Source organism: Halomonas alimentaria, assembly GCF_009902005.1.
GTDB lineage: Bacteria > Pseudomonadota > Gammaproteobacteria > Pseudomonadales > Halomonadaceae > Halomonas > Halomonas alimentaria.
Genome location: NZ_WUTT01000001.1, coordinates 1,123,709 through 1,136,136 on the forward strand (window position 1 = coordinate 1,123,709; position 12,428 = coordinate 1,136,136).

General features: G+C 68.3%; 11 protein-coding genes. 7 read left to right on the top strand and 4 right to left on the bottom strand.

All coding sequences use genetic code 11. The features are described 5' to 3' along the window. The first annotated feature begins 130 nt into the window (after window positions 1-130). The 3 genes from zipA to GRB96_RS05390 all read left to right on the top strand — a co-directional run bounded on the left by zipA (window position 131) and on the right by GRB96_RS05390 (window position 4,196). A complete protein-coding gene (gene zipA / locus GRB96_RS05380) occupies window positions 131-1,714 on the top strand; it encodes a cell division protein ZipA (RefSeq protein WP_161431158.1) in 1,584 nt (527 codons plus the stop codon). Between the two features lie 134 nt (window positions 1,715-1,848). Beyond that, the gene (gene ligA, locus GRB96_RS05385; protein WP_161431160.1) at window positions 1,849-3,930 is read left to right on the top strand and encodes an NAD-dependent DNA ligase LigA; all 2,082 of its coding nucleotides are present in this window, start codon (window positions 1,849-1,851) and stop codon (window positions 3,928-3,930) included. After that, a complete protein-coding gene (locus GRB96_RS05390) occupies window positions 3,927-4,196 on the top strand; it encodes a YheU family protein (RefSeq protein ID WP_161431162.1) in 270 nt (89 codons plus the stop codon). Before ligA ends, GRB96_RS05390 begins: the two co-directional genes overlap by 4 nt. On the opposite strand, the gene mnmC is transcribed toward GRB96_RS05390, so the two are convergent. Beyond that, on the bottom strand, window positions 4,193-6,208 hold the full coding sequence (gene mnmC, locus GRB96_RS05395; protein ID WP_161431164.1) for a bifunctional tRNA (5-methylaminomethyl-2-thiouridine)(34)-methyltransferase MnmC2/FAD-dependent 5-carboxymethylaminomethyl-2-thiouridine(34) oxidoreductase MnmC1: 2,016 nt from the start codon (window positions 6,206-6,208) through the stop codon (window positions 4,193-4,195). The genes GRB96_RS05390 and mnmC overlap by 4 nt on opposite strands. Before the next feature lie 154 nt (window positions 6,209-6,362). Further along, complete coding sequence (locus GRB96_RS05400; RefSeq protein WP_161431166.1) at window positions 6,363-6,662, bottom strand: YciI family protein; 300 nt, start codon at window positions 6,660-6,662, stop codon at window positions 6,363-6,365. A 126-nt stretch (window positions 6,663-6,788) separates the two neighbouring features. On the opposite strand from GRB96_RS05400, the gene GRB96_RS05405 reads away from it, so the two are divergent. Continuing rightward, on the top strand, window positions 6,789-7,694 hold the full coding sequence (locus tag GRB96_RS05405) for a PHP domain-containing protein (RefSeq protein ID WP_161431168.1): 906 nt from the start codon (window positions 6,789-6,791) through the stop codon (window positions 7,692-7,694). 4 nt (window positions 7,695-7,698) lie between these two features. Next, window positions 7,699-8,322, top strand: a complete 624-nt coding sequence (locus GRB96_RS05410; RefSeq protein WP_161431170.1) for an L-threonylcarbamoyladenylate synthase — start codon at window positions 7,699-7,701, stop codon at window positions 8,320-8,322. An 18-nt stretch (window positions 8,323-8,340) separates the two neighbouring features. On the opposite strand, the gene GRB96_RS05415 is transcribed toward GRB96_RS05410, so the two are convergent. Continuing rightward, window positions 8,341-9,252, bottom strand: a complete 912-nt coding sequence (locus GRB96_RS05415) for an ion transporter (RefSeq protein WP_161431172.1) — start codon at window positions 9,250-9,252, stop codon at window positions 8,341-8,343. A 23-nt stretch (window positions 9,253-9,275) separates the two neighbouring features. Next, a complete protein-coding gene (locus tag GRB96_RS05420; protein ID WP_161431174.1) occupies window positions 9,276-10,142 on the bottom strand; it encodes a CYTH domain-containing protein in 867 nt (288 codons plus the stop codon). A 104-nt stretch (window positions 10,143-10,246) separates the two neighbouring features. Here GRB96_RS05420 and GRB96_RS05425 point away from each other — a divergent pair, with 104 nt between their 5' ends. Together GRB96_RS05425 and GRB96_RS05430 are read left to right on the top strand one after the other, a co-directional pair. Then, window positions 10,247-10,927, top strand: coding sequence for a TIGR00153 family protein (locus tag GRB96_RS05425; RefSeq protein ID WP_161431176.1), 681 nt, complete (start codon window positions 10,247-10,249; stop codon window positions 10,925-10,927). Window positions 10,928-11,001: 74 nt separating this feature from the next. Continuing rightward, window positions 11,002-12,267: an inorganic phosphate transporter gene (locus GRB96_RS05430; protein WP_161431178.1), complete on the top strand. Its 1,266-nt coding sequence runs from the start codon at window positions 11,002-11,004 to the stop codon at window positions 12,265-12,267. Window positions 12,268-12,428 lie beyond the last annotated feature (161 nt).

Sequence of the window (12,428 nt, forward strand, 5' to 3'; positions counted from 1 at the left end):
CAGGTCCGGCTTGGCGTGGAAAATCGCCGATGCTTGACAAATAAAAAAAGTGGCCCTTTTTTCGGCAATCGCGCTATGCTGGTGACGGACAACCATCTGGCATGGCGCCCTAGCGAAAGGCTGACGACCCATGGAACTTAGAGAGTGGCTGATCATCCTGGGGTTGGCGCTGGTGACCCTCATCGTGGTGGATGGAGTGCGTCGCCTGCAGCGTCAACGACGTATTCCCCGCCTCGATGAGGTGGCGGAAGACGCCCACGGCACCGACCCCGACGAAGAGGCCCGCAAGGCCGAAATCAACTGGGAACTGCCCAACGGAGGGGCGCGAGTCGTCAGGCCCGCCGATTACAGCCGTGTGCAACCCAAACCCAAGCTCGAGCGCCAGGAGCATCCTGGTCCGTCGCGTGTGCTTTCCAGCTGGAAGGCTTCCGCCCCCCGGCAGGAGGCGCATGAGGCGGTAGCTGCCGAACCGACAGCGCCACGTGCCGCCGCTGCCGGCGTCGCGCATCCTGAGTCATCGGTATCCGCCGAGAGGGCGGAAGAGGCGACGTCACGCGAGAGCGTGAGAAGCTCGGTCAAGAGCGAGCCCGAGCCGCATGTGGCCGCCGCAGAGCGCGATACCGAGGTTCGCAGCACCCGGCAGCAGGCCGAGAGCCCCGTAGAAGAGCGTCGCGAGCCTACCCTCGCCGCCTTCGAGGAAGCCTCCGGGGCTACCTCTGCACCGGGCGAGCCGATGGCAGACGCCGGCGCCGAGCCCCTCGCCGCCGATCCCCGGGATCACGAGGATGCCGAGGACGACGAGCGCTACCGCCTGGTCGATTTCGATGGTGTCGGCGACTCCCTGAAGAGTGGCTCGAAGCGCATGGGCGCCTCGGTCCAGCGCTTCGGGGCTTCGCTGCAGAAGAGCCTGGCCGAGCGTCGCGAGCAGAAGCGCCAGGACAGGATCCGTCGCGAGGAAGAGAAGGCTCGCAAGGCGGCCGAGGAGTCCGAGCGCAAGCGCCAGGCCCAGGCCGACGCGGAGTCTGACCGTGTCGCCCGCGAGGCCGAGCGTCGGCGCCTGGAGTCCGAAGCCGCGGCCGCCGAGGATGGCGACGACCCGCTCTTCGCGCCGCGTCGGCAGGCCGATGAGGCGAACGATGCCATGGCGGTCGCCGAGGAGGAGGCCGTCGAGGCATCTCGCCACAGCGACAAGGTACGGATCCATCCGGTGCTGGAGAAGGCGCTGCGTCACGACGTGAGCGCGGAGCATGCCCGCCTGACCCTCAGCCAGGCCGAGGAGATCATCGTCATCTCGGTGATGGCCCGGGATGACGAGGGTTTCTCCGGTACCGCCCTGCTCGACCTGATGCTGGCCTGTGGCCTGCGTTATGACCGCGAGATGGGGGTCTTCCACCGCTTCGAGACCGAGGACCCCGAGAGCCGTCTGCAGTTCTCCATGGTCAATGGCGTCAAGCCCGGGACCTTCCCCATCGAAGCGATCGATGACTTCCGTACGCCGGGGATCACGCTGCTGATGCCGCTGCCGGGAGCCGAGGACTGCGGCGCCGCCTTCGAGGCGATGGTGGAGACCGCGATGGTCATCGTGCGCCATATGGGTGGCGAGCTGAAGGACGAGAACCAGAGCGTGATGACCGCCCAGACGGTGGAGTTCGCCCGCCAGCGCGTGCAGGAGTTCGTACGCCGCAATCGCCTGCACCGCTATCAGGTCAACTAGCGGCAAACCATAGGCGTGAAGCTGGAATACACCCCCCGTGAGGTAGCCCCACGGGGGGTGTTGCTTTGGTAAGCTAGTCGATCATCTTGCCTCGTGCCCCGAGGCCCACGCGATAGACCGTGACACGGATTGCCATGAACCAGCCCGACTCGAAGATCCGCGACGAGCTCGAGCGCCTGCGCGCCGAGCTAGACGATGCCAACTACCGTTACTACGTCCTCGACGATCCGGTCCTTACCGATGCCGACTACGATCGACGGCTGCGTCGCCTCCAGGAGCTCGAGGACGAGCATCCCGAGCTGGTGACGGCGGACTCGCCCACCCAGCGAGTCGGGGCGCCTCCGGAGGCAGGCTTTCCCGAGGTCGAGCATGCGGTGCCGATGCTCTCCCTGGACAACGCCTTCGACGAGGAGGAGATCAAGGCCTTCGTCAGGCGTGTCGCCGACCGCCTGGAGGCAAATGGTGAGCCGCTGGCCTTCTGCTGCGAGCCCAAGCTCGACGGGGCCGCGGTCTCGCTGGTCTACGAAGGTGGCGAGCTGACTGCCGGAGTTACCCGGGGCGACGGCCGTACCGGTGAGGGGATTACTTCCAGTGTGAAGACGTTGAGGTCGATTCCTCTCAGGCTACGTGGAAAGGAGTGGCCCGATCGCCTCGAGGTGCGTGGTGAAGTCACCATGCGCCACGCAGACTTCGAGGCCATGAATGACAAGGCCAGGGAGGAGGGAAGCAAGGTCTTCGCCAACCCTCGTAACGCCGCCGCCGGCAGTCTTCGCCAGCTCGACCCGCGAGTTACCGATAAGCGTCCCCTGGAGTTCACGGCCTATCAGCTGGTGGATCAGGACATGGCTAGCCTTGCCAATGTCGATGTGCCGACCCACAGCCAACAGATGCAGTTGCTGCGTGACTGGGGGTTTCGGATAAATCCCGAACTGGCGGTGGTCGAGGGGGCCGAGGGGGTCATCGATTACTGCCGGGGCCTCGGCGAGAAGCGTGATTCACTCGGCTACGATATCGATGGCGTGGTGATCAAGGTCGACGACCTGCGCCTGCAGCGCGAGCTGGGCTTCGTGGCGCGCGCCCCGCGCTGGGCCATCGCCTTCAAGTTTCCCGCCCAGGAGGAGACCACCCGCCTCAATGACGTCGAGTTCCAGGTCGGCCGCACCGGGGCGATCACCCCGGTGGCACGCCTGGAGCCGGTCTCGGTGGCGGGGGTCACCGTCTCCAATGCCACCCTGCACAACGCCGACGAGATCGCCCGGCTCGGGGTGATGATCGGCGATACCGTGGCGATCCGTCGGGCGGGTGACGTCATTCCCCAGGTGGTCCGGGTGCTCGAGGAGCGCCGTCCGGTCGATGCACGGGCGATCGTCTTCCCCGAGCACTGCCCGGTATGTGGCTCGCAGATCGAGCGCCTGGAGGGCGAGGCGGTGGCACGCTGCTCCGGGGGGCTCTACTGCCCGGCCCAGCGCAAGGAGGCCCTCAAGCACTTCGCCTCGCGGCGCGCGCTGGATATCGATGGCCTCGGCGAGAAGCTGATCGACGCCCTGGTCGAGCGCGACTGGGTATCCACCCCGGCGGATCTCTTTCGCCTGGAGGCCGAGCGCCTGGCCACGCTTCCGCGCATGGGCAAGAAGTCCTCCGAGAACCTGGTGGCCTCGCTCGAGAAGGCCAGGCAGACCACGCTTCCGCGCTTCATCTACGCCCTGGGCATTCGCGAGGTAGGCGAGGCCACCGCAGCCAACCTGGCGCGACACTTCGGCTCCCTTGAGGCGTTGATGGCGGCCGAGATCGAAGCGCTCGAGGCGGTGGAGGACGTGGGACCGGTGGTCGCCGCCCATGTCCACACCTTCTTCCGTCAGGCCCACAACCGGGAGACCATCGACGACCTGGTCTCCTGCGGCGTGCACTGGGAGGAGGAGGCCGTGGCCGAGCGGCCCCAGCCCCTGCTCGGCCAGACCTGGGTGCTCACCGGTACCCTGGAGAGCATGACCCGCGATCAGGGCAAGGCTCGGCTTCAGGCGCTGGGGGCTAAGGTGGCCGGCAGCGTATCGAAGAAGACCGCCGGTCTGGTGGCCGGCGAGGCCGCCGGTAGCAAGCTGGAGAAGGCGATGCAGCTGGGTGTGCCGGTACTGGATGAGGAGGCCTTCCTGGCGCGGCTGGCCGCCTGGGAAGCCGGCGAATCCTCAGAGGGAGAGACACGGGAGGGCGAGTCTTGAGTGGCGATCGTTTTATCGAGGTGCCCTACCGCATGCTGCCGGGGGAGACCCTGGATGCCTTGCTGGAGGCCTTCGTCACCCGCCAGGGTTATGACACCACCGATACCGGGGAGGGGATGCGCGGCTGGGTGGCCGAGCTCAAGCGCCAGCTGGAGCGCGGCGAGCTGCTCATCGCCCATGACCTGCGTACCGAGACCACCGAGGTGATGACCCTGGCCCAGTGGCGCGCCTTCGGCCGCGACCTGGCCGACGACGAGGAAGGTTAGTTTCCTCGGATCAGGTCGCGGATCAGCCGCCGCCCCGGGTGCAGGTGGTCCACCAGCGGCTGCTCCAGGGGCAGCGGCTCGTCGCAGATCCGTGAGGCGAGCAGCTCGGCGCACAGCGGCGCGCTGGCCATGCCGCGGGAGCCATGGGCGGCGCTGACCCAGAGGCCCGCATGGTGGCCGCCGGGTGTCTCGGGGATGCGCGTCGCGTCCTTGGCCAGTACCGCGTACTCCTCCCGCCAGGCGTCGGCGTCGGGCACCGGACCACAGTAGGGCGTCTTGTCGGGGCTGGCCGCTCGTACGCCGACCAGCGCGGTGAGATTCTCGGGGGCGAGGTCGGCGCCAGCGTCGCGCAGGGCGGCGACGAAGTGCGGCAGGCCGCGCTCCAGCTCCTCCAGATTGGCGCGATGGTCGGCCTCGCGTTCGCTGGTATCGGTATCGCCAGGTCCGAAGGTTGCCCCGAAGTTGAGCACGCCATCCGCCGCCGGAGGCACATAGCCGCCGGCGCAGACCACGCGTCCCAGCCGAGGCGCCCCCGCGGGCAGCGTGAGCTGGCTGAGCTGGCCGCGAACCGGCTGCAGCGGCAGCGAGGCGGTCTGGGCGAAGGTGGCCGTCTCGACGGCGCCGGCGAGCACCACCTGATCGGCCGTGAGCGGCTCGCCCGTGGCCATCTCCAGCATCCAGCCACTCTCCTGCTGGCGGAGTGCCACCACCTCGCCGCGCCGGAAGGTGACGCCAGGCGTTGCCGCCAGGCGCACGCAGAGCTCCATGGGTCTGACCCAGGCGGCGTCGGGATAGTCCAGCGCCGGGGCATCGATCCTGATGCCGGCGGCGGCGCTGGCCGCCTCGGCATCCAGCCCTCGCACCACGCTCTCCGGCAGGGGGTGGTTGGCCAGGAAGCGTGCCTGACGCGCCTGCTCCTTCTCGCTCCGGGCCAGCTGCAGCACCCCGCTGGCCCGCCACAGCTCCTGCCGCGGGTCGAGCCATGCCAGCCAGCGGCGGCTGTGCAGGAAGCCCGCCAGGTAGGTACGGCTCTGCCGGTTGGTGTCGGCGGCAAGCTTGACGTAGAGGGCCCCCTGCAGGTGGGTGCTGCCGAGATCGGCGCGCGCGAAGCGGTCGATCAGGGTGACGGCGATGCCGCGCCGGGCCAGGGCGGCGGCCGTGCTGGCGCCGGCGATTCCCGCACCGATGACTGCCACATGGCGGGGTGGCAGGGCGGTCGGCGGTGTGAACCAGGGCGTCTGTCGCCGGCGCTCATCCATGGGAGGCGTGGCGATCTCGCCGCACAGCATCTCGCGCTTGCGACCGAACCCCGGTGCCTTGTGCCAGGTGAAGCCGGCAGCGGCCAGGCCGCGCTTGACCACCCCGGCGCAGCTGAAGGTGGCGAAGGTGGCGCCCGGCCGCGAGCGGGCCGCCATGGCCTTGAAGAGCTCGGGCCGCCACATCTCGGGGTTCTTCGCGGGGGCGAAACCGTCCAGGAACCAGGCGTCGACCCGGCCTTCGAGCAGCGCCAGCCGCTCGGCGGCGTCGCCCAGGTGCAGGTCCAGGGTGACCCGCTCGTCGAGCCATAGCCGATGCACGCCGCCCACCGGTTCGGGCCACTGTGCCACGAGTGCCTCGCCGCGTTCGGCCAGGTCCGGCCAGGCGGCCAGCGCCCTGGCCAGATCCTCGCGGCCGAGCGGAAACTTCTCGGTGGAGACCAGGTGCAGCCGTGCCCCGGCCGGGGCGTGGGCGTCGAAGCAGGCCCAGGCGCAGAGCATGTTGAGTCCGGTGCCGAAGCCGGTCTCGCCGACCACGAAGGGGCGCGGCTCCCGCCACTCCCTGAAGCGCTCCGCCAGGCGATTGCCGGCGACGAAGACGTGCTCGGTCTCGGCGCGACCGTCATGCCGGGAGAAGTAGACGTCATCGAAGGCGGGGGAGTGCGGGGCGGCCTCGCCGCTGGCATCGCTGCGCCAGTCGAGGCGGGCGGTTTCCAGGGCGGCGAGGGGCGGCAGGCCATCGGGGGCGGCGGTCAAGGGGAGCTCCGGAAGCGTTCAAAATTTGATCGGTCACGCCGCGGGGCCGGGGCCAGGGGGCTGGCGAAAGGCATCCGCGGCGTTTCAACAGTGTTATCCACAGCCTCTGTGCAAAACCGGCTGTTGATAAGCCATCCTGTTCAGGCCGGCGCTCTCAGGGAAGCACCTTCTTGAAGGGCTTCACCGTGACCTTGGCGTAGACCCCGGCGATCATGTAGGGATCGGCGTCGGCCCAGGCCTGGGCCGCCTTGAGGCTGTCGAATTCGGCGACCACCAGGCTACCGGAGAAGCCGGCCTCGCCCGGGTCCTCGCTGTCGATCGCCGGGTGGGGGCCGGCCAGCACCAGGCGGCCGTCGTCGCGCAGCGCCTCGAGGCGTGCCAGATGGTCCGGGCGAGCGGCCAGTCGGCGCTCCAGGCTGTTGTTCACATCCTCGCTGATGATCGCATAGAGCATGGGTGGCTTCCTTCTGTGGGGGCGGCATTGCCGAGGGGCGGGCGTCATTGACCTGCACTGGATTGACCGGCATTGGCCAGGCGCGCACCATGGTAGGCCATTCTGACAAAGTCGCCGGTCGGCGTCATGCCAATGCCTCCACTTCCCGTTCGCTTCGAGGGTGATCCCGAGCCTCTCCGCATCGATCTGCACATGCACTCCACCGCCTCGGATGGCGCCCTGCCGCCCGCCGAGGTGGTGGCGTTGTGTGCCGCGCGGGGCCTGACCCATATGGCGCTGACCGACCATGACACCGTCGCCGGCGTGGCCGAGGCCGCCGCGGCCGCCGAGGAGAAGGGGCTTGTACTGATCGCCGGCTGCGAGCTCTCCACCCAGTGGCGCGGCATCGGCATCCATGTGGTGGGATTGTTGCCCGACGGCGCCCGGGGCCCGCTGGTCGAGGGACTGGCGGCCCAGGCCGTGGCACGCGAGAAGCGCGCGGGGACCATCGCCTCACGCATGGAGAAGGTCGGTCTCGCCGATGCCCTGGCCAAAGCCCGGGAGCAGGCCGGCAGCGAGCGTCCCCTGGGGCGCCCCGACTTTGCCCGGGCGCTGGTCGCGGCGGGGCTGGTCCCCGATGTGGCGACCGCCTTCAGGAAGCACCTGGGAAACGGCAAGCCAGGCGACGTCAAGGCGCTGTGGCCGGGTCTCGCCGAGGCGGTGGGCTGGATTGTCGATGCCGGCGGCGTGGCCGTGCTGGCCCATCCGCTGCGCTACTCCCTGACGCGGCGCAAGCGCGGCCTGCTGCTCGACGACTTCGTCGCCGCCGGCGGCCAGGCGGCCGAGCTGGTCAGCGGCTTCCAGAACCCCGACGTGACCCGCGACCTGGCGCGCCAGCTGCAGGAGCGCGACCTCTACGCCTCCCAGGGCAGCGACTTCCACTTTCCCGGCGGCCACCTGGCGCCGGGCAGCATGAGCCCGGTGCCGCGCACCGCTACGCTACCGGTATGGACCCATCCGCGGCTGGCGCCGCGACTCAATTCAGGAGCGTGACCACATGAGCCAGTTCTTCCAGATCCACCCCGAGAACCCCCAGAAGCGCCTGATCGACCAGGCGATCGGGATCATCCGTGCGGGCGGCGTGGTGGCCTATCCCACCGACTCCGGCTATGCCCTGGGCTGCCACCTGGGCGAGAAGAAGGCCATCGACAAGATCAAGTGGCTGCGCTCCCTGGACGACAAGCACAACTTCACCCTGGTGTGCTCCGACCTCTCCGAGATCGGCACCTATGCCAAGGTCGACAACGCCGTGTTCCGCCTGCTCAAGGCCCACACCCCCGGCGCCTACACCTTCATCCTCAACGCCACCACCGAGGTGCCACGCCTGCTGCTGCACCCCAAGCGGCGCTCCATCGGCGTGCGCGTGCCTGACCACGCCATCACCCACGCCCTGCTGGCGGCCCTCGGCGAGCCGCTGATGAGCGTGACCCTGATCCCGGTGGGCGAAGAGTTGCCGATGACCGATGCCGAGGAGATCCGCGACCGCTTCGGTGCCCACCTCGACCTGATCATCGACGGCGGCGCCTGCCACCTGGAGCCCACCAGTGTGGTGGACCTGCGTGACCTGCCGCCGGTGATCCTGCGCGAGGGGCGCGGCGACGTCGAACCCTTCCGCGAGTAAGTCTCTCCCCCGTGGCGGTCAGGCGTCGTTGCCCTTGCCGCCATGTTCCTCCCACCAGGCCTCCTGCTCCTCCTCGGAGAGCTGCGGGTCGGGGCTGTCCTCATCCAGCCAGGTGCCGCACAGCAGGCAGTACTTGGCGCGCTGCTCGTGGCGGTCGTGGCCGCAGCCGGGGCAGGCCTCGTCGGAGTAGCGGTCGGCGCGGATCGAGCGAATCACTTCGGCGGAGAAGACCCCGGTGGGCACGGCGATGATGGAGTAACCGATCAGCATCACCATCACCGAGATCGCCTGACCCAGCGGGGTCACCGGCACGATGTCGCCGAAGCCCACCGTGGTCAGGGTGACGATGGCCCAGTAGATCGCCGTGGGGATGCTGGTGAATCCGGCCTCGGCGGGCTCGATCAGGTAGACGATCGAGGCGAAGATCGAGACCAGCATGAAGACGGTGAACAGGAACAGGAAGATCTGGTGGCTGCTGCGCTTCAGGGCCCCGATCAGCAGCCGGCCTTCGCCGACGAATTCCATCAGCCGCAGTACCCGGAAGATGCGCAGGGTGCGCAGCAGACGCACCATCACCAGGGTCTGGGCCCCGGGCAGAAGCAGCGCCAGCCAGGTGGGCAGGATGGCGATCAGGTCCACCATGCCGTAGAAGCTCTTGAGGTACTGAAGAGGCCGCTCCAGGCAGTAGAGGCGTGCCGCCAGTTCCAGGGTGAAGGCGATGGTGAACCCCCACTCCAGCCAGAAGAACAGCGTGCCGTAGTCGGCCCGCAGGCTCTCGATGCTCTCCAGCATCACCACCAGCACGCTGGCGAGTATCGCCACGATCAGGGCGATATCGAAGCCCTTGGCCAGCGGGGTATCGGACTCGAAGATGATCTGGAAGACCCGGGTACGCAGGCCTTCGCCGGCGGGTCTGGGCAGGTGGTTCACGGGCGGCGTCCTTGTAGGTGGGGTCAGGCCAGGGGCTCTCGGCCCGACAAATGGTGCGACAACTCCAGCAGGCAGCGTCCGAGGGCAGGCGTCAGCCACCTATCATCGACCAGGGCGTCGGCGAGTGCACCTGCCGCCTCGCGCGTAACAGTGTCGCCCTGCGCGGCGAGTCGCCGGAAGGCTTCTCGGGCCGCCGCGTGGCACTCGGCGCGACCGCTGTCGGCGTGGGCGTCAAGTGCCACCACGGCGCGGTGCAACCAGGCCTGTGGCGAGCCCCCCTCGGGCAGGCGCCACTCGCTCGCGAGCAGGGCGCCGCCGCGAGCCGCCTTGCTGGTGTCCGAGGGGTGCAGTGCCACGCGCGCGGCCAGCGCCTCGGCCAGCGACCACAGGGCGGCGGGCTCCCCCGCCTTGAGCTCCAGCTCCAGCTCGCGGATCGCCACGCGGCGATCCCCTGCGATGATCTCGCCCTCGTCCAGCGCCAACTCGATCCTTGCCCCGCGGTGCTCCAGCTGCCAGGTCTCGCGACGAAAGTCCGTGGTAAAGCGCGCCTCCAGGCGTTCCAGCACGTCCCGGCCCAACGCGGCCGGCGGCAGCCCTGCCAGGCCGGCCAGGTCCAGCCCCGGCCCCGGGACCTGCCACTCCCACTCGCCGCGCCGCGACAGGCCACCACCGCCTTCACCACGGGTTTTCACCGTCTGCAGCAGACGGTCATCGAGCCGGCGCAGGCGCAGTGCCATGCGCGCCGCTTCCAGCTCACCCGCGGGGGTGTCGAAGTAGGTGTTGCCGAGGAAGGCGACGCCGGGTGTGATGTCTGCGAGCAGGGGGTGATGGCGCAGGGCGTCGGGGCCTTCGGGACCCAGGGCAAGCTTCAGTTCGATCTCTTGACTCATGTGGCGGCGGCCTCGATCAGATGACGTTTGAGTGAATATTTCATGACGATAGCAGCAGGGGTCACTATACTGTCGCCGCCATTTTCCAGGTTTCGAGATGCCCTATGGTGACATCCAATCCCTTCTCCGCGATGTTCGGTCGCTCGCCATTCCAGCCGTTGCTGACCCATATCGTCAAGACGAGCGAGTGTGCCGACCAGCTGCTGCCGTTCTTCGAGGCGACCCTGGTGGGCGACTGGGATGCGGCGGCGATCCACCGCGAGTCGGTCACGCGCCTCGAGCATGAGGCCGATGAGCTCAAGACCGAACTGCGCCTCAACCTCCCCAATACCATGTTCCTGCCGGTATCACGCTCCGACCTGCTCGATCTGATCAGCGTACAGGACAAGATCGCCAACAAGGTCCGCGACATCACCGGCATCATGCTCGGCCGGCGCATGCAGGTGCCCGAGGAGCTGGCTCAGCCGATGCGTGACTACATGCGCACCGCGGTGGCCTGCGTGGCCCAGGCGCGCCACGCACTGGAGGAGCTCAAGGATTTGCTCGAGTCCGGTTTCGGCCGCAACGTCAGCGACGTGATGCAGAAGCTGATCCGCGAGCTGCATCGACTGGAGCAGCAGGCCGACGACCAGCAGATTGCCATCCGCCGCCAGCTGTTCGGCCTCGAGGATCGCATGCCCCCGGTAGACGTGATGTTCCTCTACAAGATCATCGACTGGGTGGGTGAGCTTTCCGACCGCGCCGAGCGCGTCGGTAGCCGCCTGCAGATCATGACGGCCAACTGAATTCCACGGCCCCGGTGATCCCGGAGCCGCCACCAGCACGCCATCCAACGACCGCAACGAGGGGACACATCCTCATGTCGATCATTGCGCAGCACGGCGAGATCTTCATCATCCTGGCCTGCCTCTTCGGCTTCTTCATGGCCTGGGGTGTAGGTGCCAACGACGTCGCCAACGCCATGGGCACCTCGGTAGGCTCTCGCGCCATCACCATCAAGCAGGCGATCATCATCGCCGTGATCTTCGAGTTCCTCGGCGCCTGGCTGGCCGGTGGTGAGGTCACCAACACCATTCGCAAGGGGATCATCGACCCCGAGATGCTCCAGGAAGACCCGCAGCTGCTGGTCTACGGCATGCTGGCGGCGCTGCTGGCGGCCGCTACCTGGCTGCTGATCGCCTCCATGAAGGGCTGGCCGGTCTCCACCACCCACTCCATCGTCGGCGCCATCGTCGGCTTCTCGGTAGCCGGCCTTGGTGCCTCTGCCGTGGACTGGGGGGCGGTTGGCCAGATCGCCGCCAGCTGGATTGTCTCACCACTGCTCGCCGGTACCATCGCCTTCACCCTGTTCAAGTCGGTACAGCACCTTATCTTCGAGGCCAATGACCCCTTCGCCGCGGCCAAGCGCTATGTGCCCATGTACGTCTTCCTGGTCGGCTTCGCGGTGACCATGGTGACCCTGACCAAGGGCCTCAAGCACGTCGGCCTGGACCTCGGCTTCGGCGCCAGCCTGCTGCTTTCGATCCTCGCCGGCCTGCTTGTCTCGGCACTCGGCGGTTTCATGGAGCGGCGGGTGCAGGCCAGCAGCCGCAAGACCGATCAGTTCGGCTTCAGCGGGGTCGAGCGGGTGTTCGGCGTACTGATGATCTTCACCGCCTGCGCCATGGCCTTCGCCCACGGCTCCAACGACGTGGCCAACGCCGTGGGCCCGCTGGCGGCGGTGATCAGCGTGGTGCAGACCGGCGGTGAGATCGAGGCCGCGGCCCTGGTGCCCTGGTGGGTGCTGGTGCTGGGCGGCGGCGGCATCGTCGTCGGCCTGGTCACCTACGGTCGAAAGGTGATCGCCACCGTGGGGACCGGCATCACCGAGCTGACGCCCAGTCGTGGCTTCGCCGCCACCCTGGCCGCCGCGGTCACCGTGGTGCTGGCCTCGGGCACGGGCCTGCCGATCTCCACCACCCACACCCTGGTGGGGGCCGTGCTGGGCGTGGGCCTGGCCCGCGGCATGGCGGCGCTGAACCTGCGCGTGATCGGCACCATCGCCATGTCATGGCTGATCACCCTACCCGCCGGTGCGGGCCTGGCGATCCTGTTCTTCTTCACCTTCAAGGGCATGTTCGGCTAAGCGTCGAGCGGCAAGCACCGAGCGACAGGAAACCCCGAAGGCCGAGGCCTCGGGGTTTCCATTTGTCGCGGCCGGTGCCACGCTGCCGCTTGGCCGCTGCCGCCGTTTTCATCGCTCTGCTATAGTCGTGGCTCCCCAGCTGCTATCGTTCACCCGCTGCC